General features: G+C 38.9%; 31 protein-coding genes and 3 pseudogenes. 26 read left to right on the top strand and 8 right to left on the bottom strand.

All coding sequences use genetic code 11. The features are described 5' to 3' along the window. From AC6I5B_RS14565 to AC6I5B_RS14465, 21 genes and pseudogenes are all read left to right on the top strand, one after another. Entirely contained in the window at nt 1-264 is a 264-nt protein-coding gene (locus AC6I5B_RS14565; RefSeq protein WP_004614832.1) for a DUF1294 domain-containing protein, read from the top strand. Nucleotides 265-372: 108 nt separating this feature from the next. After that, nucleotides 373-696 carry a PadR family transcriptional regulator gene (locus AC6I5B_RS14560; protein ID WP_044988298.1) on the top strand — a complete coding sequence of 108 codons (324 nt, stop codon included), beginning with the start codon at nt 373-375 and terminating at the stop codon, nt 694-696. Continuing rightward, a complete protein-coding gene (locus AC6I5B_RS14555) occupies nt 693-1,322 on the top strand; it encodes a DUF1700 domain-containing protein (protein ID WP_004614830.1) in 630 nt (209 codons plus the stop codon). Before AC6I5B_RS14560 ends, AC6I5B_RS14555 begins: the two co-directional genes overlap by 4 nt. Next, nucleotides 1,322-2,083 carry a DUF4097 family beta strand repeat-containing protein gene (locus tag AC6I5B_RS14550; protein ID WP_497773429.1) on the top strand — a complete coding sequence of 254 codons (762 nt, stop codon included), beginning with the start codon at nt 1,322-1,324 and terminating at the stop codon, nt 2,081-2,083. The genes AC6I5B_RS14555 and AC6I5B_RS14550 overlap by 1 nt, the downstream gene beginning before the upstream one ends. 61 nt (nt 2,084-2,144) lie before the next feature. Further along, nucleotides 2,145-2,345 (top strand): alpha/beta-type small acid-soluble spore protein, encoded by a 201-nt coding sequence (locus AC6I5B_RS14545; RefSeq protein ID WP_004614828.1) that lies wholly within the window; start codon nt 2,145-2,147, stop codon nt 2,343-2,345. A gap of 92 nt (nt 2,346-2,437) precedes the next feature. Then, nucleotides 2,438-3,118: a WecB/TagA/CpsF family glycosyltransferase gene (locus AC6I5B_RS14540; RefSeq protein WP_004614827.1), complete on the top strand. Its 681-nt coding sequence runs from the start codon at nt 2,438-2,440 to the stop codon at nt 3,116-3,118. Between the two features lie 189 nt (nt 3,119-3,307). Beyond that, nucleotides 3,308-4,396 carry a PucR family transcriptional regulator gene (locus tag AC6I5B_RS14535; RefSeq protein WP_004614826.1) on the top strand — a complete coding sequence of 363 codons (1,089 nt, stop codon included), beginning with the start codon at nt 3,308-3,310 and terminating at the stop codon, nt 4,394-4,396. Nucleotides 4,397-4,413: 17 nt separating this feature from the next. Then, entirely contained in the window at nt 4,414-5,091 is a 678-nt protein-coding gene (ftsE, locus tag AC6I5B_RS14530; protein WP_022251108.1) for a cell division ATP-binding protein FtsE, read from the top strand. Next, on the top strand, nt 5,091-6,002 hold the full coding sequence (ftsX, locus tag AC6I5B_RS14525) for a permease-like cell division protein FtsX (RefSeq protein WP_004614824.1): 912 nt from the start codon (nt 5,091-5,093) through the stop codon (nt 6,000-6,002). Before ftsE ends, ftsX begins: the two co-directional genes overlap by 1 nt. Nucleotides 6,003-6,010: 8 nt before the next feature. Then, on the top strand, nt 6,011-7,141 hold the full coding sequence (locus AC6I5B_RS14520) for a murein hydrolase activator EnvC family protein (protein ID WP_044988296.1): 1,131 nt from the start codon (nt 6,011-6,013) through the stop codon (nt 7,139-7,141). A gap of 16 nt (nt 7,142-7,157) precedes the next feature. Continuing rightward, entirely contained in the window at nt 7,158-8,348 is a 1,191-nt protein-coding gene (locus AC6I5B_RS14515; protein ID WP_022251105.1) for a S41 family peptidase, read from the top strand. Nucleotides 8,349-8,437: 89 nt separating this feature from the next. Continuing rightward, nucleotides 8,438-9,724 (top strand): dihydroorotase, encoded by a 1,287-nt coding sequence (locus AC6I5B_RS14510; RefSeq protein ID WP_044986514.1) that lies wholly within the window; start codon nt 8,438-8,440, stop codon nt 9,722-9,724. 12 nt (nt 9,725-9,736) lie between these two features. Next, nucleotides 9,737-10,663, top strand: a complete 927-nt coding sequence (pyrF, locus tag AC6I5B_RS14505; protein ID WP_004611193.1) for an orotidine-5'-phosphate decarboxylase — start codon at nt 9,737-9,739, stop codon at nt 10,661-10,663. Nucleotides 10,664-10,675: 12 nt separating this feature from the next. After that, complete coding sequence (locus tag AC6I5B_RS14500) at nt 10,676-11,458, top strand: dihydroorotate dehydrogenase electron transfer subunit (protein WP_004611192.1); 783 nt, start codon at nt 10,676-10,678, stop codon at nt 11,456-11,458. Continuing rightward, nucleotides 11,458-12,360, top strand: coding sequence for a dihydroorotate dehydrogenase (locus AC6I5B_RS14495; RefSeq protein WP_004611191.1), 903 nt, complete (start codon nt 11,458-11,460; stop codon nt 12,358-12,360). The genes AC6I5B_RS14500 and AC6I5B_RS14495 overlap by 1 nt, the downstream gene beginning before the upstream one ends. Nucleotides 12,361-12,389: 29 nt before the next feature. Next, on the top strand, nt 12,390-12,770 hold the full coding sequence (locus tag AC6I5B_RS14490) for a DUF4190 domain-containing protein (protein ID WP_004611190.1): 381 nt from the start codon (nt 12,390-12,392) through the stop codon (nt 12,768-12,770). Nucleotides 12,771-12,786: 16 nt separating this feature from the next. Continuing rightward, complete coding sequence (locus tag AC6I5B_RS14485) at nt 12,787-13,710, top strand: helix-turn-helix domain-containing protein (protein ID WP_144167193.1); 924 nt, start codon at nt 12,787-12,789, stop codon at nt 13,708-13,710. A 101-nt stretch (nt 13,711-13,811) separates the two neighbouring features. After that, nucleotides 13,812-14,348: a prolyl-tRNA synthetase associated domain-containing protein gene (locus tag AC6I5B_RS14480; protein WP_044986561.1), complete on the top strand. Its 537-nt coding sequence runs from the start codon at nt 13,812-13,814 to the stop codon at nt 14,346-14,348. 305 nt (nt 14,349-14,653) lie between these two features. Continuing rightward, the gene (locus tag AC6I5B_RS14475) at nt 14,654-15,697 is read left to right on the top strand and encodes a virulence RhuM family protein (RefSeq protein WP_044986512.1); all 1,044 of its coding nucleotides are present in this window, start codon (nt 14,654-14,656) and stop codon (nt 15,695-15,697) included. Between the two features lie 346 nt (nt 15,698-16,043). Beyond that, nucleotides 16,044-16,487 (top strand): annotated as a pseudogene (locus AC6I5B_RS14470) (DUF1016 N-terminal domain-containing protein); the annotation flags it as partial. Between the two features lie 56 nt (nt 16,488-16,543). Next, a pseudogene (locus tag AC6I5B_RS14465) lies at nt 16,544-16,819 on the top strand (DEAD/DEAH box helicase family protein); the annotation flags it as partial. A gap of 1,173 nt (nt 16,820-17,992) precedes the next feature. On the opposite strand, the gene AC6I5B_RS14460 reads toward AC6I5B_RS14465, so the two are convergent. The 6 genes from AC6I5B_RS14460 to AC6I5B_RS14435 all read right to left on the bottom strand — a co-directional run bounded on the left by AC6I5B_RS14460 (nt 17,993) and on the right by AC6I5B_RS14435 (nt 21,460). Continuing rightward, nucleotides 17,993-19,183 (bottom strand): site-specific integrase, encoded by a 1,191-nt coding sequence (locus AC6I5B_RS14460; RefSeq protein WP_009271880.1) that lies wholly within the window; start codon nt 19,181-19,183, stop codon nt 17,993-17,995. Between the two features lie 77 nt (nt 19,184-19,260). Further along, entirely contained in the window at nt 19,261-19,464 is a 204-nt protein-coding gene (locus AC6I5B_RS14455; RefSeq protein ID WP_004613735.1) for an excisionase, read from the bottom strand. 374 nt (nt 19,465-19,838) lie between these two features. Continuing rightward, the gene (locus AC6I5B_RS14450; protein ID WP_025487352.1) at nt 19,839-20,078 is read right to left on the bottom strand and encodes a helix-turn-helix domain-containing protein; all 240 of its coding nucleotides are present in this window, start codon (nt 20,076-20,078) and stop codon (nt 19,839-19,841) included. After that, entirely contained in the window at nt 20,071-20,499 is a 429-nt protein-coding gene (locus tag AC6I5B_RS14445; protein ID WP_008787630.1) for an RNA polymerase sigma factor, read from the bottom strand. Before AC6I5B_RS14445 ends, AC6I5B_RS14450 begins: the two co-directional genes overlap by 8 nt. Nucleotides 20,500-20,778: 279 nt before the next feature. Then, complete coding sequence (locus AC6I5B_RS14440; protein WP_008787629.1) at nt 20,779-21,003, bottom strand: hypothetical protein; 225 nt, start codon at nt 21,001-21,003, stop codon at nt 20,779-20,781. 31 nt (nt 21,004-21,034) lie between these two features. Next, nucleotides 21,035-21,460: a hypothetical protein gene (locus AC6I5B_RS14435; RefSeq protein WP_008787628.1), complete on the bottom strand. Its 426-nt coding sequence runs from the start codon at nt 21,458-21,460 to the stop codon at nt 21,035-21,037. On the opposite strand from AC6I5B_RS14435, the gene AC6I5B_RS14430 reads away from it, so the two are divergent. The 5 genes and pseudogenes from AC6I5B_RS14430 (at nt 21,435) to AC6I5B_RS14410 (ending at nt 23,518) form a co-directional block, all read left to right on the top strand. Beyond that, on the top strand, nt 21,435-21,719 hold the full coding sequence (locus tag AC6I5B_RS14430; RefSeq protein ID WP_008787627.1) for a topoisomerase C-terminal repeat-containing protein: 285 nt from the start codon (nt 21,435-21,437) through the stop codon (nt 21,717-21,719). The two genes, AC6I5B_RS14435 and AC6I5B_RS14430, sit on opposite strands and share 26 nt — an antisense overlap. 205 nt (nt 21,720-21,924) lie before the next feature. Then, nucleotides 21,925-22,094 (top strand): annotated as a pseudogene (locus tag AC6I5B_RS14425) (MLS leader peptide). Nucleotides 22,095-22,142: 48 nt separating this feature from the next. Beyond that, nucleotides 22,143-22,226: a 23S rRNA methyltransferase attenuation leader peptide gene (locus AC6I5B_RS14420; RefSeq protein ID WP_001814874.1), complete on the top strand. Its 84-nt coding sequence runs from the start codon at nt 22,143-22,145 to the stop codon at nt 22,224-22,226. Between the two features lie 124 nt (nt 22,227-22,350). After that, a complete protein-coding gene (gene erm(B) / locus AC6I5B_RS14415; RefSeq protein ID WP_001038792.1) occupies nt 22,351-23,088 on the top strand; it encodes a 23S rRNA (adenine(2058)-N(6))-methyltransferase Erm(B) in 738 nt (245 codons plus the stop codon). Nucleotides 23,089-23,233: 145 nt separating this feature from the next. Continuing rightward, nucleotides 23,234-23,518, top strand: a complete 285-nt coding sequence (locus AC6I5B_RS14410; RefSeq protein ID WP_002326770.1) for a topoisomerase C-terminal repeat-containing protein — start codon at nt 23,234-23,236, stop codon at nt 23,516-23,518. Nucleotides 23,519-23,695: 177 nt separating this feature from the next. Here the strand turns inward: AC6I5B_RS14410 and AC6I5B_RS14405 are convergent, their stop codons facing one another. Together AC6I5B_RS14405 and AC6I5B_RS14400 are read right to left on the bottom strand one after the other, a co-directional pair. Next, complete coding sequence (locus AC6I5B_RS14405) at nt 23,696-24,112, bottom strand: hypothetical protein (protein WP_008787625.1); 417 nt, start codon at nt 24,110-24,112, stop codon at nt 23,696-23,698. Then, nucleotides 24,109-24,312, bottom strand: coding sequence for a helix-turn-helix transcriptional regulator (locus tag AC6I5B_RS14400; protein ID WP_008787624.1), 204 nt, complete (start codon nt 24,310-24,312; stop codon nt 24,109-24,111). The genes AC6I5B_RS14405 and AC6I5B_RS14400 overlap by 4 nt, the downstream gene beginning before the upstream one ends. Nucleotides 24,313-24,386: the final 74 nt, after the last annotated feature.

Here is a 24,386-nt window from a genome sequence, read left to right as displayed (position 1 = left end):
ATGAGATATATAATGTGGTATTTACTGGCGATCAATATCGTGACATTTTTCTTATATGGAATAGACAAACAGAAGGCGCGCAAAAAAAGGTGGCGGATACCGGAGGCGACGCTTCTTTCAATGGCGGCTTTGGGAGGCTCTGTTGGAGCCTGTGTCGGGATGCAAATATTCCGACATAAGACTCAGAAGCCGAAATTTTATATTGGAGTGCCTGTAATTCTTTTGTTGCAGGCTGGAATTGTGATATATGTTTATTTGAAGTAGGAGATAAAACTCCTACTTTTTTTGTAATATTATATTGACTAATAATATTATATGACATATAATATGTGTATAAAAATAATATTGCATCAAATAGAAAGGAGTGAGGTCATGGTATTTAATACAGGAGCAGCCTTACTGGATGCGATTGTTCTGGCTGTAGTATCAAAAGAGCAGCAGGGGACTTATGGATATAAGATCACACAGGATGTCAGGCAGGCGTTGGAAGTATCGGAGTCAACCTTATATCCGGTGCTCAGGCGTCTTCAAAAAGATGGGTGTCTGGAGGTGTATGATATGCAGTTTGACGGCAGGAACAGGCGATATTACAAAGTGACAAAGAGAGGGACAGAACAGTTGGAGATGTATCGAAAAGAGTGGAAAAGCTATTCAGAGAAGATCTGCAAGATATTTGAGGGAGGTGTGGATGAATGAACAGAGTAGAATATATGACAAGACTGGCAGCGATGCTTCAGGACATTCCGGTGGAAGAAAGACAGGAAGCAATGAAATACTACAACGACTATTTTGATGAGGCCGGTGAGGAGAATGAAGAAAAAGTTGCAGCAGAATTAGATAGCCCGGAAAAGGTAGCGGCGGCAATCAAAGCGGAAATTTACGGGAGAAATAATACTGGGGAAACGAAAGCCCCTGTGTATCCGGCTGAAAAAGAAGAGAAAGATACGAACAATTGGTGGAAGATTCTCCTGATCATAGTAGGTGGTCTGTTTGTTTTATCCATTGCCGGCCCGATCGTTCTAGGTGTGGCGCTGACGGTATTGGCAGTGGTGTTTTCGGGATTTATTGCTCTGATCGCATTTGTTATAGCGGCAGGATGTCTTGCAGTTGTAGGTATCGCATTGTTTATTGGCGGGCTTACGCAGATTGCCGTGGCGCTTCCGGAGGCATTTACGTTGATTGGCAGCGGAATGATTTTATTCGCAGTTGGAATGGTGGGAGTTGTGTTGCTTGTGCAGCTTTGCTTCGTTGCATTCCCGAAGATGTTTCGGTGGATTGTAAAAATTTGCAAAAAACCATTTCATAGAAAGGCGGTGTCATAATGAAAAAAGGATGGAAGAGATTTTGGATCACAAGTGGTGCGATTGCCGGAATCGGCGTGCTGTTTTTGATTTTGGGATTTATACTGGGAGTCTCTTTTTCAAAGATCAAGTTTGGTTTCCCATATATATTTCCATTGAGCAACAGGGTGGTGACAGTAAAGGAAAGCACAGGGCAGACCGGCGAAGAAAAAACGTTCGAAGGGGTAAAAAATCTGGAAATTGATGTGGATCATATGAGTGTATATATGAAGCCTTCTCAAAATGAAAAAGTATGTGTGGGCACTGAAGATATTGACGAGAGAGCAAATCTCCAAATCTATAAGGAAGGAAACACACTGAACATTGAGACAGATTTGGAAAATAATCGAATCAATCAGGCAGGGACGATTATTTTGTACTTGCCGCAGGATGTGAAATTCTACGAGATGGACATTTCAGTAGGAGCAGGAAGTTTGAAATCAGAGCTCCAAAGCGTACATGCGGAAAATGCGGATGTTGCGGTGGCGGCAGGAGCCGCAGAGATACAGGGCATTATGGCGCAAGAGATGTATCTGGAATGTGGAGTGGGTTCTGCAACGCTTGTGCTCCATGGAGAACAAGAAGACTATAACTATAGTCTGGAGTGCGGAATGGGTGAAGTGAAGATTGCAGACGGAAGTTATTCAGGAATCGCAGTTGAGCAACAGATTGACCATGGGGCATCGAAAAATTTGAATATTGAATGTGGCATGGGAAGTGTCAATGTAAAATTTGAAAAATAGTCTGGAATAAAAATGAAAAAAATGGAAATCCTCTTACCATCACGGAAAGGGGATTTTTATTATGTCTAAAAAGAAAGAAAAACCGATTTGCTTAAGCAAGCTGGAGCCGGAAGAAAAATTAAAATATGAGATTGCAGAAGAATTGGGATTGCTCGATAAGGTGCTGGAGGATGGCTGGAAGGCGCTTTCTTCAAAAGAGACCGGGAGAATCGGCGGACTGATTACGAAGAAAAGGCGAGAGATGGAGAAAGCAAAAGAGTAGTGACCAAAGTGTGAACAATTTCGAACCGGACTTGAAAAGAGAAGGGAGATTTGTTATAATCGTAAAACTGGGGAGAAACAACAGGTGAGGTTATGAATGAGAAAATAAAAGTATTAGGCGTGTCAATTAATCATTACACGGCTAAGGAAGCAATGAAAAAGGTCATGGAATATATGGAGACAGAACCGATCAATGTGATCGAGATGGTGACGATGAATACGTTGTCGCAGCTTTTGAACAAAGAAGAAAAGCCATATATTGATGAGTTTGACCTTACATTTGCAGGAGATAAATCAATATTAGAGGCGGCAGGAGTGACTGACTCAAAATATTTGAATGAGGCCAAGACACTGCTGTTCGTGAAAATGGTAATGCGATTTCTGCATAAAAGCCACAAAAAGGTTTTTTTGCTCGCCGAAGATGAAGAGGCTTTGTCTGAACTGAGAGAATATGTGACAGGAAAATACAGCGGGATTGTTATCTCTGAGACTGCGACCATGGAAGAACACGGAAAGTCCGATGACATGATTGTCAATCGAATCAACGGTGCAGAGACCGACTGTATCTTTGCGGCGCTTCCATCTCCGCTTCAGGAAGAAGTCATTCTTCGTAACCGCACACTTTTGAATGCCAGAATTTGGTTCGGAATGGGTACTGGATTGAAAGAACGCAGGAGAACGGGATTTGGAAGAAGACGGCTGAAGGCATTTTTTACACAACACATCGTGAAGAAAAAGATTGAGAAAGAACGTAAGCAAAATCAGAATTTGTGAACAATGTATAGTGTGGAAAAAGGATAAGAGCAAAAGGAAAATTGAGGAAATGCATAAAAAATTATGATTTCCTCTTTCTTTTTTTGCTGTTTTGCATTAGTATATAACGTAGAAATATGCGTTTAACCATTTTAAGAAAAAAATGTATTGTAGAAAATGCATATGAAAATTACGAGTGGAGGGAATTGAATGATATCAAATCAAATACTTCAAAACACAATTGAAGGACTAAAAGCAATTACAAGAATTGATTTATGTGTAGTAGATATAGAGGGAAAAGTGCTTGCGGGGACTTGTACAGAGACAGATGACTATGCAACCTCGATAAAATCTTTTGTAGATTCACCTGCAGACAGCCAGGTGGTGCAAGGATGTCAATTTTTTAAAATTTTTGACGAATATCAGTTAGAATATATATTACTTGCTTACGGGGAAAATGAAAATGCATATATGATCGGAAAGCTTGCAGCATTCCAGATTCATAATCTGTTGATTGCATATAAAGAAAGATTTGACCAGGATAATTTTATCAAAAATCTGTTATTGGATAATCTGTTGCTTGTGGATATTTATAATCGTGCAAAGAAACTACACATTGATACAGATGCAAGACGTGTCGTATTTATTATCGAGATGGCGTATGAGAAAGATGCGAATATGATTGAACATGTGCGAGTGTCCATTGGAAGAAAAAACAAAGATTTCATCACAGCTGTCGATGAAAAAAATATTATTGTCGTAAAGGAACTGGAAGCGAGGGAAGGCTATCAGGAGATGGAGCAGGCTGCGAATGCAATGCTGGAATTATTAAAAGCAGAAGGCGAAGAAGGATTGCATGTCGCATATGGTACGATCGTAAGCGACATCAAAGAAGTTTCAAAATCTTATAAAGAAGCAAAGCTTGCGCTTGATGTCGGAAAGATTTTCTTTAACGAAAAAGATGTGATAGCATATAGTACACTCGGAATAGGACGTCTGATCTACCAGCTTCCGATACCACTTTGTAAAATGTTTATCCGAGAGATTTTTGAGGGGAAATCACCGGATGATTTTGACGAGGAGACTTTGATCACAATTAATAAGTTCTTTGAGAACAGTCTGAATGTATCTGAGACATCAAGACAATTGTACATTCACCGTAATACGCTGGTGTACAGACTGGATAAGATTCAAAAGAGCACAGGACTTGATCTGCGTGTCTTTGAGGATGCCATTACATTTAAGATTGCGCTGATGGTTGTAAAATACATGAAACATATGGAAACGTTGGAGTATTAATAATTATGGAGGAGCGTATGATAGAATTAAAAGATGTTACGAAGGAATACTCAAAGGGGATAGCTGCGCTCAATGGAATCAGTCTGACGATTGAGCAAGGCGAGTTTGTATTTATCGTAGGAGACAGTGGGTCGGGAAAATCGACTTTGATTCGTTTGCTGATGAAAGAGCTGGATCCAACATCCGGAACAATTACTGTTATGGGTGAGGATCTTGGAAAAATGAAACACAAACATATTCCGAAATACCGCAGAAGAATCGGAGTTGTGTTTCAGGATTTCCGCCTTTTAAAGGATCGGAATGTATATGAAAATATTGCATTTGCACTTCGTGTGACAGAGGCACCAACTCGTATTATCAAACAGAAAGTTCCTGCGGCATTATCGCTGGTGGGACTGGCGCAAAAGTATAAATCGTTTCCGAAGGAGCTGTCAGGAGGAGAACAGCAGCGTGTGGCGATCGCGAGAGCGATCATCAATGAGCCGTCTATTTTGCTGGCAGATGAGCCGACCGGTAACCTGGACCCGTCTAATTCATGGGAGATCATGAAGTTGCTGGAGGAGGCAAACGACAGAGGAACTACAGTCATTGTAGTTACACATAATCATGAGATTGTAAATGCAATGCAAAAACGAGTTGTAACAATGAAACAGGGCAGCATTGTCAGCGACGAGAAAAAAGGTGGGTATGTATAATGAGAATCAGTACACTAGGATATTCGATAAAGCAAGGGGTTAAGAATATTGGGAGAAACAAGATGTTTTCCATTGCCTCTATGGCGACGATGGCAGCATGTATTTTCCTGTTCGGCGTATTTTTTTCAATTGTAATAAATTTTAGATACATTGTAGATAAGGCTGAAGAAGGAGTAGCAATTACGGTGCTTTTCGATGCAGATGCGACGGACGAGCAGATTAAAGAGATCGGCGAGAAACTAAAGAGCCGAGATGATGTGGCAGAGGTGAAATATATTTCCGCGGAACAGGCATGGGAAGACTTCCAGAAAGATTATTTTGGAGAGGACAATGCGGATGTGGCAGCGGGATTTGAAGGCGATAACCCGTTGATTGACTCTGATAACTACGAAGTATATTTAAAATCAGTTGAGACACAGGCAGACCTTGTAAAATATGCAGAGGGACTTGACGGAGTTCGCCAGGTCAACAAATCAGATGTCGTTGCCGATGCGTTAGGAAATGTGAATGTGCTCATTGCATATGTCTCAGGAGGAATTATCCTGATTCTGCTTGCAGTATCTATTTTCCTGATCAGCAATACGGTTACGATGGGAATTACAATCAGACGTGAAGAGATTGCGATTATGAAATACATAGGTGCAAAAGACTTTTTTGTAAGAGCGCCATTTATCGTGGAAGGTATCTTCATCGGTTTGATCGGAGCGGCGGTACCGCTTGTGGCACTGTACTTTGCATATGGAAAAGTTGTTAATTATGTTTTGGAAAGATTTAAAATTTTAAATAATATTTTAGACTTTCTTCCGGTGGGGCAGGTATATCAGATATTACTGCCGGTTGGATTAATTCTCGGAGTAGGAATTGGTTTTGTGGGAAGTTTCTTTACGATTAGGAAACATTTAAAGGCATAGGTGACTTTATGACAAAAAGAAGAAGAATTGCGAACTGTATGATTGCAGGAGTACTTTCACTCAGTTTTATCATGCCGACATATGCGACGGATTTATCCGATGCACAACAGAAGGCACAGCAATTAGAAGAACAGAAAAAGGCCGCCGAATCAGAAAAGTCTTCTTTGGCGGAACAATTGAATACCATTGTGACGGACATGAAAAAGTCAGAAGAGGACATGACAAAAAAAGAGTCGGAAATCGAAAAGGCTGAAGAAGAACTTGTCAACGCAAAGGTAGATGAGCAGAATCAGTATGAAAGCATGAAAAAAAGAATCAAGTACATTTATGAAAATGGAAGTTCCGAATTTTTAGAGATCATGCTGGAAGCAAAAGATATGGCAGACTTTTTGAATAAGGCGGAGTACGCCACAAAGATGTCTGAGTATGACAGAGATATGTTGAAAAAATTCCAGAAGCTTGTAAAGAAAGTGGAGGAAGAAGAGGCAAAGTTAAATAAAGAATATGAAGAGCTGCACACACTTCAGGCGAGTCTCACAGAAAAGCAGACAGCAGTGGAGAAGCTTTTGACGGAGAAGGCTTCGGAGATTGCGAGTATTGAATCCGAGATGACCGAAGTGCAGGGATTGATCACAGCTGCCAAGGAAGCAGAGCGAAGAAGGCAGGAAGCAGAGGAGGCAGCTAAGCAGCAGGCACAGCAGAATAATGGAAATTCTGGCGGTACTGCCGGAGATTCTGTTGTGAGTGGGAATGGTTTCTTCACTCATCCTTGTCCGGGTATGAGTTACCAGTCAAGCTACTTCGGAGAAGTACGTGAGGGAATCGGTGATTCCAGACCGCACAAGGGACATGATTATGCTGCGGCGCCGGGGACTCCGATCTATGCGGCAGCAGCCGGAAAGGTGACAACAGCCGGATACAGCAACTCTGCCGGATACTGGGTTGTTATCAACCATGGCAATGGGCTTGTGACAAAATATATGCATATGTGGCAGATGCCGTATGTGTCAGAAGGTCAGACAGTGGAAAAAGGGCAGAATATCGGAGGCGTAGGTACGACAGGACAATCGACCGGAAACCACCTGCATTTTCAGGTGGAATTAAATGGTGTTCCGGTGAACCCGTCAAATTATATGTAAGAAGGTATATTGGTGAATGAAAAAGAAAAATAGCTTTTTAAAAGGGGCACTTTGCGGTGCCCTTGCTATGTTATTAGCGGTAGCATTTGTAGGAGGCAGCTTCTTCATCTATAAAATGTCTAGAGATGACAAAGTTGTCACGATGGGAACTGAAAAGAAATTGGAGACACTTAGAGGCTTGATCGATGAAGTTTATCTTCATAGTGATGAAATTTCAGATGATGAATTGAAAGAGTTTTTGATCAAAGGATATGTAAGTGGTCTTGGTGATCCGTATTCTGTTTATTATGACAAAGAGGAGACGGACAGTCTGTTTGAGTCAACAGAAGGAAAGTTTAGTGGAATTGGTGTTTCAATCACGCAGGATTCTGAGACAGGAGCCATGACATTTGTGAATGTGTACGAAGAAGGAGCCGGAGCAGAAGCCGGATTTCAGGCGGGAGATATTCTCTATAAAATCGATGGAGAGGATGTGACCGGTCAAGATCTCAATAATGTTGTTGCCAAGATTAAAGGGGAAGAGGGAACGCAGGTAGAGATTACAGTTCTTCGTGGTGAAAACATGGAAGAGTATACGGCGACAGCGACGAGAAAAGTGGTGGAAGTACATACGGTTGAACACGAGATGAACTCAGACGGAATCGGCTATATCAGAATTACAGAATTTGATTCCGTGACGTATGATCAGTTTGCTTCTGCCTTGGAAGATTTAGAGGCTCAGGGAATGACAGGACTTGTCATTGATCTTCGCGACAATCCGGGAGGAAATCTTGACACTGTTTGTGACATCCTTGATCTGATTTTGCCGGAAGGAACTATTGTTTCTACGAAAGACAAGAATGGAGAAGGAGAAACTTACACATCAGATGAGGAACATAAGCTGGAGATTCCGCTGTCAGTGCTGACAAATGGAAACAGTGCCAGTGCATCTGAGATTTTTGCGGGTGCGGTTCAGGATTATGGAGTTGGAACACTTGTGGGAACAACTACATTCGGAAAAGGGATCGTACAACAGATATTTCCGTTGACAGATGGAACAAGTATTAAATTGACCATCTCCGAATATTTTACACCGAAGGGAAGAAATATTCATGGGACGGGGATCGATCCGGATGTGGAAGTTGAATATGAATACAATGAAGAAGATCCGGCGGCAGATAATCAGCTGGAAAAAGCAATTGAGATTGTGAAGGGAAATGGAATGTAAATTTTGCATTCCATTTTTTTTGTCTCTATGATAGAATAAAAGTAGTATGTAATTTTATGCTCAAATCTAGAAGAAAGGATGAAAACATAATGAAAATTTTGATTCAAAATGGACATGTGCTGGATCCGGAAAGTAAAACAGAGGGGATATATGATATCCTTGTGGAAGAAAAAAAGATTGTAAAGGTGGCAGAACATATTGCAGATGCAGCAGATAAGGTGATTGATGCGAAAGGCTGTTTTGTGATGCCAGGATTTATTGATTTGCATGTGCATTTGCGAGATCCGGGACTGGAATATAAAGAGACGCTTAAGACAGGAGGAGATGCGGCGGCAAGAGGTGGTGTCACGACAATCTGTGCAATGCCAAACACAAAACCTGTTATTGATACAGAAGAGAAAGTGAGACAAGTGCATGAAAGGGCAAAAAAAGAGTCCAAAGTGCATGTGATACAGCTCGGCGCGATTACAGTTGGACAGGCAGGCGAGGAGCTCGCAGATATTGTCGGAATGGCAAAAGCAGGATGCCACGCAATCAGCGAAGATGGAAAATCTGTGATGAATGCATCTTTATACCGTAAGGCGATGAAGATTGCAAAAGAACAAGGAATTGCGATTTTTGCACACTGTGAAGATATTACAATGGTGGAAGGCGGAGTGATGCACGCCGATAAAAAGGCAGAGACACTGGGGCTGAAAGGAATTACGAACGCGGTGGAAGATGTCATTGTGGCAAGAGATATTCTCCTTGCGAAAGAGACTGGGGTGAGGCTGCATCTTTGTCATTGCTCAACAGAGGACAGTGTCAAACTGGTGAGGGCAGCAAAAAAAGAGGGCTTGCCGGTCACAGCAGAGGTGTGTCCGCATCATTTTACAATGACGACAGGGGATATTACAGAAGATCATGGGAACTTCAAGATGAATCCGCCGCTTCGAGGAAAAAGCGATGTGGAAGCGCTGAAAGCAGGACTGAAGGAAGATATTATGGACGTGATTGCTACAGATCATGCACCGCACTCAGAGGAGGAAAAAAATAAGTCTATGAAAGAGGCGATGTTCGGTATCGTAGGACTTGAGACAATGGCAAGTCTGACTTACACGGAATTGGTGGATACCGGAGTTCTGACACCGATGCAGATGGCAGAAAAAACAAGCTATTACCCGGCAAAGATTTTAGGCTTGCAGGACAAGGGAGCAGTTTCGGAAGGAAAGATTGCGGATCTCGTGATTTTCGATCCGAACAGAGAATACATAATTGACAAAAATACATTTTTCTCAAAAGGGAAAAATACACCGTTTGACGGTTGGAAAGTGAAAGGCGATGTGCGTTACACATTGGTGGACGGCACTATCGTATATGAAAATACATCATACTAGGAGGAATGAAAGATGATTAACAAGTTAGTAGAGAATATTAAAAAGACAAAGGCGCCGATCGTAGTTGGTCTGGATCCGATGCTCAATTATATTCCGGAGCAGGTGCAAAAAAAAGCGTTTGCAGAATTTGGAGAGACATTGGAAGGCGCTGCGGAGGCAATCTGGCAGTTCAATAAAGAAATCGTGGATAAGACATATGATCTGATTCCGGCAGTCAAACCACAGATTGCAATGTATGAGCAGTTTGGGATTCCGGGATTGGAAGCATTTAAAAAGACAGTGGATTATTGTAAAGAAAAAGGACTTGTTGTCATCGGTGACATCAAACGTGGTGATATTGGTTCTACATCAGCAGCATATGCAGTCGGTCACCTTGGACGCGTGCAGGTGGGAAGTAAATCATATGTGCCGTTTGACGAGGATTTTGTGACAGTGAACCCATATCTTGGTTCGGATGGGGTGAATCCATTTATCGATGTGTGCAAAGAAGAAAAGAAGGGACTCTTTATTTTAGTAAAGACATCGAATCCGTCAAGTGGAGAATTTCAAGATCAGTTGATCAATGGAAAACCATTGTATGAATTGGTAGGAGAAAAAGTGGCACAGTGGGGAGAAACCTGCATGGGAGACGAATACAGCTATATCGGAGCTGTTGTAGGGGCAACTTATCCGGAGATGGGAAAAGTACTTCGTAAAGTAATGCCAAAATCTTACATCCTTGTTCCAGGATACGGAGCGCAGGGAGGCCAGGGAAAAGACCTTGTTCATTTCTTTAACGAAGACGGACTAGGAGCAATCGTAAATTCTTCACGTGGAATTATCGCGGCGTACAAACAGGAAGCATATGCGAAATTTGGCGCAGAGAATTTTGGAGAGGCTTCAAGAGCAGCTGTTGAGGCAATGGTGAAAGATATTAATGGAGCGCTCGAGAGCAGATAAGGAGAATGTAAGATGGCAGCGAGAAAGAGAGAGACAGTTACAGTTGTTTCACAGGAACAGCTGGCAGACGGGATTTTTAGTATGTGGATTCAGACGGAAGCTGCAAAGACTGCAAGACCGGGACAGTTTATTTCCATGTACACAAATGACGGAAGCAAACTGCTTCCAAGACCGATCAGTATCTGCGAGATTGATACGGAAACATCGAAACTTCGGGTTGTATACCGTGTGACAGCAGAAAAGACGGGGACAGAGCAGTTTTCCAAGATGAAAGCGGGAGATACACTTCCGATCATTGGACCTTTAGGGAATGGTTTTCCGTTAGAAGCAGGAAAAGGGAAACGAGCATTTTTGATAGGTGGAGGTATTGGAGTTCCGCCGATTTTGGAGCTTGCAAAACAGCTTGACTGTGAGAAGCAGATTATCATGGGATATCGTGATGCAGATACATTTTTAAAGGAGCAGTTTGAGGAAAATGGAACCGTCTATATCTCGACAGAGGATGGAAGTGTCGGAACAAAAGGAAATGTCATGGATGCGATTCGTGAAAATGGACTTGAGGCGGATATCATTTACGCATGTGGACCTACTCCAATGCTTCGCGCAATCAAACAATATGCAGAGGAACAAGGAATTGAATGTTATATTTCTCTGGAAGAGAGAATGGCGTGCGGTATCGGGGCATGTCTTGCGTGTGTATGCCAGTCAAAAGAAAAGGATCACCACAGCAATGTAAATAACAAGCGCATTTGCAAGGACGGTCCGGTATTCCTGTCTACGGAGGTGGAGATCTAATGAATATGAAAGTAAATATTGCAGGTGTAGAGTGGAATAATCCGGTGACAGTGGCATCCGGTACATTTGGTTCGGGAGCAGAATTTGCAGAGTTTGTTGATTTGAACAGACTTGGAGCCGTCACGACAAAAGGAGTTGCAAATATTCCTTGGGCGGGAAATCCGACACCGAGAGTTGCAGAGACATACGGTGGAATGATGAATGCAGTAGGTCTTCAGAATCCGGGGATTGAATTGTTCTGTGAGAGAGACATTCCGTTTTTAAAACAGTATGACACAAAGATTATCGTGAATGTGTGTGGAAAATCTACAGAAGATTACTGTGAGGTTGTGGAACGTCTTGCAGACGAGGGTGTAGATATGCTGGAGATCAACATTTCCTGTCCAAATGTCAAGGAGGGTGGAATTGCATTTGGTCAGAATGCGAAAGCGGCAGAAGAGATTACAAAAGCAGTAAAGAAATATGCAAAACAGCCGGTCATCATGAAATTGAGTCCGAATGTGACTGATATTGCAGAGATGGCGAAGGCAGTGGAAGCAGGCGGAGCAGATGCAATTTCTCTGATCAATACACTTACAGGAATGAAGATTGACATTAACCGTCGCAAATTTGTGCTCGCAAATAAAACGGGCGGAGTGTCAGGACCGGCGATTCATCCAATCGCAGTCCGCATGGTATATCAGGCATTCCATGCGGTAAAAGTGCCGATCATCGGAATGGGAGGAATCGCAAGTGCGGAGGATGCAATCGAGATGATCCTTGCAGGAGCAAGCGCAGTCTCTGTCGGCACAGCGAACTTCCATAATCCATCTGTGACGATGGAAATCGTAGATGGAATTCAAGATTATATGAAACAATATGGATTTACTTCTGTGAATGAGATGGTTGGACTGGTAGACTGATTGTAGTGTGAAGAAAGAAGGGATACAAGATGGATAACCAATATAAAGGACTGGGAATTACCTCTATGGTACTTGGGATTGTCTCTATTCTTTTGTGCTGGACGGTGGTGATGTCCGGATTATGTGCAGTTGTGGGAGCAGGACTTGGGGTCTATTATCTGTCTAAGAGAAAACAGGAACGTGGATTTGCGATTGCAGGTATTGCGACATCTGCATTTGGACTGATTTTATCCGTATTTGCGGTTGCTATAATTTTGATAGCGGGCACAGTGGAGAGTCAGGTTCCTTCCATAGAAGAACAGACTCCGTACTATGAAGAACAGCCGCGTGATGATTTCTTCGATGATTATTATGACGATTTCTTTTACGATAATGATGATGATATGAATCAATACCGAGACTTTTTCTAAATAGAGTGTGATGAAAATGCAAAGATACAATCCAAAGCAGATAGAAAAACCATTACATGAGATTAATTATTATACGGATAAAGGGTTTCCGATTGAGATGTACACGGTAACGCAGGGGAATATTGAACCATCGGGAAGGGGATATATGGACTTGCACTGGCATGAGGAACTGCAGTTTACTGTCGTGACAAGCGGAAAGCTGAAATTGAGAGTAGATGGGAAATTATATACGCTGGATGAAGGAAATGGAATTTTTATCAATCGAAATCTTCTCCATATAACGACAGAGATTAGCGATGGAGGCAGATATCTCAGTTTTAATTTTCCGGACAAGGTAGTATCTTTCTTCTCAGGGAGTACTATGGAGGAGAATTTTGTGCTTCCCTATGTGGGAAATTACGGGATAGCGGTAGTTGAATTTAAAAGGACAACGTCATGGCAGAAGGAGATACTGGATACTCTGCTAAAGATGGAGCTCCTGTTTAAAAGAAGAAGAGAGAAAAGACAAGCTGTTGGAAGAGAAGAATATCAGATTGCAATAAAAATTGTGGAGATATGGTACATGATGATTTGCAATATAGAGAAAAGTGGAAAGAAAATTTCCAACAGCTATATTAGAAAGCAGGAACGGATACAGGCGATGCTGTCTTATATCCATAATCAGTATATGCATCCGATGTGTCTGGCGGATATTGCGCAGGCAGGGAATGTCAGTGTTGGAGAATGCTGCAGAGGATTTAAGGAAGTTGTCTGCAAAAGCCCGAACGAGTATCTGGCAGAATACCGCATATTGAGAAGCAAAGAGTTGCTAAGAGGGACGGAACTATCGGTAACGGAAGTTTCCGGGGCGGTTGGATTCAACAGTGTGAGCCATTTCATTCAATGTTTTAAGAAAATGACTGGTGTTACTCCAAAAGCTTATAAAAATATGAAATGTTAAGATATTAATATTTTTTGTTAAGGTTTTGGTAGTTCTTTTTACTCGAAAATGCTAAGATGTCCTTATCAAAGACAAGCATTAGAGAAAGGGGAACTAAGATGATATATATTAGTGATATTTATACAACAGCACCGACGGATGATCGCGTAGCAACAGAAAAAAAGGTGTATCAGATACTGGATAAACTGAAAATTTCTTATGAGAGAGTCGACAATGATGTTGTGGAGACGATGGAAGAGTGTGAGGAGATTGACAAGGCGCTTGGAACAGAGATTCGAAAAAGCATTTTCTTGTGCAATAAGAAAAAAACGAGTTTCTTTTTGGTTGTGCTTCCGGCAAACAAATCTTTGGATACGAACACATTGAGTAAAAAAATCGGAGTACCGCATCTTTCATTTGCCTCAGGAGAACTGATGAAAGAGCATCTTGGAACGAAACCGGGATCTGCGTCTGTCATGGGATTGATCAATGACGAAGACGATTATGTTCAATTGATTGTGGACAAAGAAGTTGCACAGGAAGAATGGTTTGGCTGCAATCCGGGGATTAATACAAGTCATTTGAAAATGAAGACAGAAGATTTGTTGAATAAATTTTTGCCACAAATCAGACATAAAGCAAAGATTATGGAATTGTAATAGAATAAAGAATCAGACCAGCGGAGATTCAGGGAAAGATGAATCTCCGCTGGTTTTTGCGTGATAAAGTACACTAGTGCAGAGATGAAATTAGCAAAGAAAATAGCAAGGAAGTGCAAGAAATTCCTAAAAAGAAAAGTTGACACAAAACAGCACATAAGATAAAATGAAAGAAGAACATTTGTTCTTTGAGAGCAGAATATTATGATGAAACAGAATAGATGATTATTTACGGATGACCAAGAGAGATATTCTCCATACAAAAGGGAAATATATGGTATAGAAATTATGAAAGGTGGGAGAGAATGAAAAAGAAGAAAGAGATATCTATGATACGTTCTTCAGCAGCAGAATATTTAACCTTTATTACAGCAACTGGAGAAAGTGATGTTAATGCTATATATTTTGATGAAAATGTGTGGCTGACTCAAAAAATGATGGGACTCTTGTATAATGTAGAAACACATACTATTAATTATCATTTGAAGAAAATATTTTCAGATGGAGAAATAGATGAGAATGCAGTTATTCGAAAATTTCGAATAACTGCTTCAGATGGAAAAAGTTATAATACGAACCATTATAATTTAAAAGCCATTATTGCAGTGGGTAATAAAGTTGATTCACCTAGAGCAGTTCAATTTCGTAAGTGGGCAAATGATATTATAGAAGAATTCACAATTAAGGGATTTGTGATGGATGATGAGCGATTAAAGAATTTTGGAACTGTATTAACAAAAGATTATTTTGAAGAACAACTGGAAAGAATTCGTGAGATTCGGTTGTCTGAGCGGAAATTTTATCAGAAAATTACAGATATTTATGCGACAAGTATAGATTATGACTCTAAAGCACAAACAACAAGACTATTTTTTGCAAAAGTGCAAAATCAATTGCATTGGGCAATTCATGGAGAAACAGCGGCAGAAGTGATTTATCATAGAGCAGACAGTGAAAAGCAAAACATGGGATTGCAAACATGGAAAGATGCACCTAGCGGGAAAATACAAAGATTCGATGTGACAGTCGCAAAAAATTATTTGACTGAGCAGGAACTTTCGGCAATGGCAAGGATTGTTAATGCTTATTTAGATTTGGCAGAAATGCGGGCTGAAGAACAAGTTCCGATGACAATGGAAGATTGGGCAGAACAATTTGAAGGTTTATTGAGACTGTCCAAGAAGGAAATTTTAACACATGCAGGGAGTATTTCTGCTAAGATAGCAGAAACACATGCGCTAAATGAATTTGAAAAATACCGTGTGAAGCAGGATCAATTGTATCAGAGTGATTTTGATCGTGTTTTGCTGGAAACAGCAAAGGTGGTGGATGCAAAAGATGAACAATAAAATATATTATCATTATTGCTCTGTGGATACATTTTATAACATTTTACAAACAGATATCATTAGATTTGGTAATCCACTAAAGATGAATGACTCGGCTGAAAGTATTTGGTTTCCAGCAATGGTAAAAGACTTTTTAAAAGTTGGATTAATGATGTTAAAATAAATTATGAACTATTGGATTTATATTGGGAACTTGGGAAAAATATTGTCAGCAAGCAGAAAAATGCTAAATAGGGAAAATCCTTTCTGAATGTGATGAGTAAAGATTTGCGGAAAGCTTTTCCGGGAATGTCAGGGGTTTCAACACAAAATTTGAGGAGCATTCGGTTTTGGTAGAAAAAATGCAAAAAAATTATCAGTTGCAGTAAATATGACGATGGTATACCTCTGTTATGAAGCAGGGAGAATGATTGTGGAAGAAGAACAAAGTGGAAAAGAACGTGCAGCATATGGGAAGTACATTTTGAAAGAATTGTCTCAGAGACTGACACAGAAATTTGGAAGAGGATATTCATACGATAATTTAAAACTTATGCGTAAATTTTATCTGGTTTATTCCAAGGACTCAATTGGGGAAACGCCGTTTCCCCAATCTGAAAAACTTCCAGTTACACAGGAAGGGAGAAAATTTTATCTAAGCTGGTCTCATTATCTTATTCTTATGCGAATAAACAATATTGAAGAACGCCATTTTTATGAGATAGGAGCATATAGAAATGGGTGGAGTAAAGATGAATTAGCTCGACAGTATGGAAGTTCGCTCTATGAACGTTTGGCATTGAGCAGAAATATTGGACGATAAAAACTTGGAATAAATGAGGGTTGATTTGAACAGAGGAGAAACATATGGAACATTTTGAATTGGTATCAGAATACACCCCAACCGGCGACCAGCCTCAAGCCATTGACCAGCTTGTAAAGGGTTTTAAAGAAGGCAACCAATGCCAGACCCTTCTTGGTGCAACCGGTTCGGGAAAGACATTTACGATGGCGAATGTCATTGCACAATTGAATAGACCAACATTAGTAATTGCACATAACAAGACCTTGGCAGCACAGTTATATGGCGAATTTAAGGAATTTTTTCCTAATAATTCTGTAGAACTATTTATGAGTTACTATTTATAAGGCAGAAAATGAGTGATATTGTGTGCTGTTTTGTACATTTTTACATTGTTTCTGCGGACTGTATGGACAGAATAGCACTAGATGAAATAGGTGAAAATAGACGGACGGGTGACCTGATTCGTACATAGAGATGGTTATTTTTGTATTCGCCAGAGGGGGATTGAAGGAAAAGAAGGAAGATTTTTAGAAAATGTAATTGCAATTTGGTTGTTTGGTAATTGTAGAAGAGATGAAGAATATTTATGCATAAAGAAGAAAGTAGTGCTATAACGACAAGAAGAGAGGAATATAGAATAAAAGATAAAAGCGTCATATTTAGGACACTAAATATATATGATTGAGGATAAAAAACGGATTGACAAATCTTTTGTATTAAGTTTATAGAGACAAATTTATTGGATACAATAAGGCATAGAAGGAAAGTGGAAAATAATAAATTTTGCGGAGGCAGTGATTATGTAGATAATTGTTGCCTTTTTATGTGTAGTTTTTTTGGTGAAGTTTGAATATAGGTACTTTATTTCAAAGGAAAAATTTTCAAAATTAATGTCACCATTATAGGTTTGTATTCGTATTAAAGTTAAAAGAGAAAATCAATAGGGAGGTGAATCTAATGGGAAAGATAATGAGAGGAATAGGAAAAAACATTTAATGACTACATTTCATACTTTTATATCTTGTTGCGGCAGGTATAATTTTGTTATTCTTTTCGATACTTGCAATAGTAAAAGATTTCAAAGTATTGGATAGTAACTATATTGATAATATTATCGGTATAGCAGCATTAATATTTGGAATTGTATCTATACCAAGAGTAAAAGAGTGGTTAGGAAAAAAAGTTAAATGATGTCTACAACAAAGAAACCCATCTTAGCTATTGTTAGAGATGATCTTAATGAAAATAATAATATAATAAATTTTCATTAAAGTTATGTTAAGGTTTGTATGATATTCTATACAAAACGGAGGGACGATATGGAAATTTTAACAATAAAAACTTACTAAATTTCTGATTATCTTTTCATAAGTTGGTAAATGCCGATATATCCCGTATTTTAGGGCTTTATCGGTATTTTCTTTTTGGAAGATACCTTGCATAAGCTGGCATTTACCAGCATGAAAATGCAACCAAAAGTAGTAAATGAGTAGTAAATATAAGCTCCGATATTAACAAGCCAGTCTTTCCAGTTCCGCTTTTGCAGATTGAAATGTACCGTGTGCGTAATAGCCAAGTGTCATGGTTATGTTAGCGTGTCCCATGAGATATTGCAGGGTGTTTGGGTTCATTCCTCTATTTGCCATATTCGTACAATAAGTATGCCTGAATGAATGTGGTGTGATGTTCGGTAACTTATCCGTGTGATACTTGTTATATTTCTTAATCAATCCTCGCACCATACCCTCATAGTTTCCTGCAACTTTAGGCAAGCCCTCACGGTTTAAGAATAGGAAATTGCTGTAACCACCTACAATCAGCGGTTGTGCTTTTCCTCTGCTCTTTAGTATTCTTTGGATTGCTTGATAAGCCCGTTCTGTCAATGGAAGTTCCCGTTTTCCGTTTTTGGTCTTTGGTGTTTCAATATAGTAGCCTATTTCGCTATCTTTCAATAGCTGGTGGTCTATATTGAGTATTCTGTTCTGCATATCAATATGCGTCGTCAGTCCGCAAAATTCAGAAATACGAAGTCCCGTTTCCAGCAGAAGCACAACCTCATCATAATACTTGCTGTAAATCTTGTCCTTTTCCATAAAGGCAAGCAGGCGTTCTTCCTGCTCTGGTGTAAGGATAACTTTCTGCTCCGTATCATCTTCCAGAACATCACTTAGCTTAAATTCAAACGGGTTCTTTCTGATACAGTCGTCTTGTATCGCCATGTAAAATGACGCTTTCAAGGAACGCTTATAGTTATCAATCGTTTTATAGGCATATCCTTTTTCACTCATTCTGATAGCCCATTCTTTAGCGTCCGATTGCTTCACAGTATCAATCGCCCTCATACCCAACGGGTCGTTTTTCAGAGCGTTCATAAGATACTGTCGTCCTTTTTCAGTAGCCCTTTTGATGTTCTTTCTTTGGCTGTTCTTCTTGTCGTAGAGCTGGCAGACTGTCATTTTACCGCCGACTGTGTCGATACCGTCGTTAAGGTCTTTTTTTATCTGTGCTTCTTTTTCCCTCAACGATATATCATCACGCTTTCCAGCAGGTGTCTTGTCTGTCGGTACAAGTTTCCAAGAATAGACAAATTGTGGCTTTCCGTATATATCGGTATATTTATAAACGTATCTTCCGTCTTTTCGCTGGCTCTCTCCATTACGCAAATTGCGATTTTTACCGTCTTTTCGTTTTACATTAGACATAGTGTAAAGCTCCTTTCCGTCATGGAATGAGCCGTGATACGCTATATTTATTATACCATATCTACGGCTCAATGACATTAGATTTCGTCCAATGTATCTATGATTTTTTCAAATTGTTTTCGCTTAATCTGAATACGGTTACCGTTCACGATAACCCAGCCAGCGTCAATATTTTCTTCGGCTAATTTACGCAATTTCTTTTCGCCAATGCGGAAGTATTTGGACGCTTCTTCAATCGTCAGCGTATATTTTTCCCAGATAGGCACATCAGTATTGTTCATAATCTATGCACCCCCTTTACTGTGTGTCATTTTTTACAAGCAGGCAGACGGCTTTGGAAAGCTCCGTTAGTATCTCAACTATTCCCATTCTTGTGGGCAGAACCGCACCATGCGGACGTATCATTATTCTGTGAGGATAGGTCGTGGCAAAACGACTTTTCCAACAGTCGCTCTCGGATCACTGCGTGGGTCGCTCGCTTTCTTTTGAAAAGGTCGTGGCGTACAGTCCCCGTGGCTCGCTATCTCACAAACGTATCTGTCTGCTTTATTCAGTTGTCAAAGAGCTGTGGCGAAAGCGTGTTGCTTTCATGTAAAAGCAGGGGCAGAGCAGGAAAGAGGGGATTGAACAAATCATGCTCTGCGGTTACTGCTTGTTATTCTTCGGTTTCTAAAGGAATATCAAAGTCCAAAATCATTTTGATAAGTGCTTCTCTGATACGTCCTTTTAATTCCATGTCTACGACTATGCAGACATTACCATATTTGTCGTAGAACGGACGCAAACAACATTTTGATATGTACGGGTCATACAACGCCAGTATCTTTTCAATCGCATTTACGTTGCCGTCCACAGCCGACGAAATAAGGTAAAATGACGGGCGTGTGTTATTCATCATTCATGTTCTCCTTTAATTTTTTCTTGATTTCTTCAAGTGAGTTCTTCCTACTGCGGAACGACGTTGAACGGTTAATCTTTAATCTGTCGCCGATTTCTGTATCGCTCATGCCTAAGAAGAAATACATCAACAAGATTTCTCTGTCTTTTTCAGACAGATACTTAATCGCTTCTGCTAAATCATCATCAAGGACACGAACCTCAATACCACATACATCAAAGGCGGTATAATCGCTTTCGTATTCGTCCCAGACTGCCAGCTTTTCTACGACGATTTCTGGAAGTTCACAATAGGAAATTTCCTTATTTCTTCGTCGCTTTAATTCTTTGCGATAATTACGGACAATGCCTTTCACTACACGTTTGAGCTTGCAGTCAAATTGACATTGTATTGTCTTTTGGAAGTCCGACGGTTTCATATCATCACACCCCCTTTCCGTTATGACGTGAAAAGTGTTTATCCCTCTTTCCGCACCATATCTGTACAGCAAGGTGTGATTTGTTGCATGATTTTGAAAAAAAATGAAAAAATTTTTTCGGGTACAAAAAAAGCCCGCACAAAACATATAGTCTGTACGAGCTATTAAAGCTGTGAGATATTCAGTTGTTAATAAAATGCTGTTAGGTAGTGTATGACCGTATAAGATTATGCTTAAAACTTTCCATGACACAAGCCCCCTTACAGCACTTGATTTCTATTAAACTTTTGTCTTTTTTGTAATCTTGTAAATATATTCTTCTGGAGTAGGGCGTTTATTTCCAAAATACTTTCTGAAATTCTCCTGCACTTCTGGGTCGGTGCTGTTCATAGCTTCATCAATCGTCGCTTCAATATCAGCTCGAACATCAGCTAATGACACACCGCCAGCTTTTGCACCAGCTTTCAATGCTTTTTTAATATCTCGTTTTTTAAGTCCTATCATAGTATTACCTCGTCACAATTTACTGAATGTTTTAGAAATGTTTTTCAAAATGCTTATATAGAATAATCCCTAAAAATGTTTGCAGTAGGAATAAACCAAATATAATGCCTATAATCCATGCTTCAATATGAAGTAACGCAAGTACAAAAGCAACAAACAAGTACACGAAAGTCATTAACTGATATACTAAAGAACCAGCTTTCATTCTTAAAAATATTTTTCTTTCATCAACATTATTGATGTGATTTTCTCTATTTATATTTTGTAATTTTTCTTTATTTTTTGGCATTTCATAATAACAAATTTTCAATAATTGAACACCAGAAGCAAAAGCTAAACCGAACCCCATTGCGTAAAAAAGTGTAGCGTAATAATCAGTATCAATAACGAAATATCCAAAACATATAAAGATTATACCTATAATAATCTCAATGATAAATGATAATTTTTTCTTCATTGTTAATTCCACCTTTCAAAAGACTACATTTTCTGTATTAAAAAAATCGTTTTATGGTTGTTCAAATTATCCTGAATGTAAGTTTACTTTAGCTGAACATTTTAGAAAGAAAAAACTAACCAAAACGAATGTAAAAGAATTACTGGAGGGAAAAGAAACCCTGGTAAAAGGAATCAAAAACAAAGAGAAAAAGCCCTACAATGCCGTTGTAAAAATTGGGGAAAAGGGATATATTGATTTTATATCTTTCTCAAAATAAACATAAAAGCCCTTTAAAGAGGGCTTTTATATATTAATCACAAATCACTTATCACAAATCACTTATCACAAATCACAAGTGATTTGTGATTGTTGATGATAAAATAAGAATAAGAAGAAATAGAAAGAAGTGAGTGATTGTGGGAAATTTAGGCGCACAAAAAGAAAAACGAAATGATACACCAATCAGTGCAAAAAAAGATATAATGGGAGATAAGACGGTTCGTGTTCGTGCTGACTTGCACCATATCATAAAAATCGAAACAGCAAAGAATGGCGGAAACGTAAAAGAAGTTATGGAAATAAGACTTAGAAGCAAACTTAAGAGTGTGTTGATATTGCAGTATCTTAAAATTTTGTGTATAATAGGAATTGAAGTTAAATTAGATGCTAAAAATTTGTAATTAAGAAGGAGGGATTCGTCATGTTGGTATTCCAAATGCGTAATGTAGATAAAACATCTACTGTTTTGAAACAGACTAAAAACAGTGATTACGCAGATAAATAAATACGTTAGATTAATTCCTACCAGTGACTAATCTTATGACTTTTTAAACAGATAACTAAAATTACAAACAAATCGTTTAACTTCTGTATTTATTTACAGATGTAATCACTTCAGGAGTGATTACATGAACAAAAATATAAAATATTCTCAAAACTTTTTAACGAGTGAAAAAGTACTCAACCAAATAATAAAACAATTGAATTTAAAAGAAACCGATACCGTTTACGAAATTGGAACAGGTAAAGGGCATTTAACGACGAAACTGGCTAAAATAAGTAAACAGGTAACGTCTATTGAATTAGACAGTCATCTATTCAACTTATCGTCAGAAAAATTAAAACTGAACATTCGTGTCACTTTAATTCACCAAGATATTCTACAGTTTCAATTCCCTAACAAACAGAGGTATAAAATTGTTGGGAGTATTCCTTACCATTTAAGCACACAAATTATTAAAAAAGTGGTTTTTGAAAGCCATGCGTCTGACATCTATCTGATTGTTGAAGAAGGATTCTACAAGCGTACCTTGGATATTCACCGAACACTAGGGTTGCTCTTGCACACTCAAGTCTCGATTCAGCAATTGCTTAAGCTGCCAGCGGAATGCTTTCATCCTAAACCAAAAGTAAACAGTGTCTTAATAAAACTTACCCGCCATACCACAGATGTTCCAGATAAATATTGGAAGCTATATACGTACTTTGTTTCAAAATGGGTCAATCGAGAATATCGTCAACTGTTTACTAAAAATCAGTTTCATCAAGCAATGAAACACGCCAAAGTAAACAATTTAAGTACCGTTACTTATGAGCAAGTATTGTCTATTTTTAATAGTTATCTATTATTTAACGGGAGGAAATAATTCTATGAGTCGCTTTTTTAAATTTGGAAAGTTACACGTTACTAAAGGGAATGGAGATAAATTATTAGATATACTACTGACAGCTTCCAAGAAGCTAAAGAGGTCCCTAGCGCCTACGGGGAATTTGTATCGATAAGGGGTACAAATTCCCACTAAGCGCTCGGGACCCCTTGTAGGAAAATGTCCTAAGTGTGGCAACAATATTGTATTAAAAAAATCGTTTTATGGTTGTTCAAATTATCCTGAATGTAAGTTTACTTTAGCTGAACATTTTAGAAAGAAAAAACTAACCAAAACGAATGTAAAAGAATTACTGGAGGGAAAAGAAACCCTGGTAAAAGGAATCAAAAACAAAGAGAAAAAGCCCTACAATGCCGTTGTAAAAATTGGGGAAAAGGGATATATTGATTTTATCTCTTTTTCAAAATAAACATAAAAGCCCTTTAAAGAGGGCTTTTATATATTAATCACAAATCACTTATCACAAATCACAAGTGATTAATCATAAATCACTTGTGATTTGTGATTCTTAATGATACAATATTACTATACAAAAAAAGAATGGGGCGTAGTTATGGAGAAGGAAAAACTAAAAATACTTGAAGAATTAAGACGTATTTTTATCTAAATAACGAGCTGTTATAACCCATGTAATTTGTCCGATAGCAATAACTCCTGCTATCGAAAAAAACACAACTTTACTCATATATCCCATAAAGACAAGAGCAAATAATACAAGAACCAATAATGTAAGTGTTACTTTATAAGCATTCGCAAGAGAAGCATTAGTAATTGCGATATTTCTTTCATCATTTTCTAATATTTGCATTTCTTTTGTTGGCTTACTGAATATATCACAACCCATAAAAATCAATATTATTCCAATAAGCGTTGTACCATAGACAACCAAATCTGGACGAGGTACGGGCAATAGTTGGTGTACGCCTAAACCATAAGTTAGTAAACCACCTAAAAAGATTATTACACCGATAAATAATTCAACTTTTTGTATCTTATGTTTCATTTGCTTTCCTCCTCATAAATAAATATTTCTTCAATACTCATTTGAAAGTACCTTGCAATTTTAAAAGCTAAGATAATAGAGGGATTGTAGCGTCCATTTTCTAAAGAGCCTATTGTTTGACGAGATACTTCAAGAGCAGTCGCTAAATCTTCTTGTTTAATACCTCTTTGTTTTCGTAATTCTTCTAAACGATTTTTCACAACATACCCCTTTCTTGAACAAATGGAAAGTTTGCTTTCCTTTTCTAATCTTATGATACTCCTGCAAGTAAAGA

It is taken from the genome of Faecalimonas nexilis, from assembly GCF_059731825.1.
This window is presented reverse-complemented; position numbering and strand designations above follow the sequence as displayed.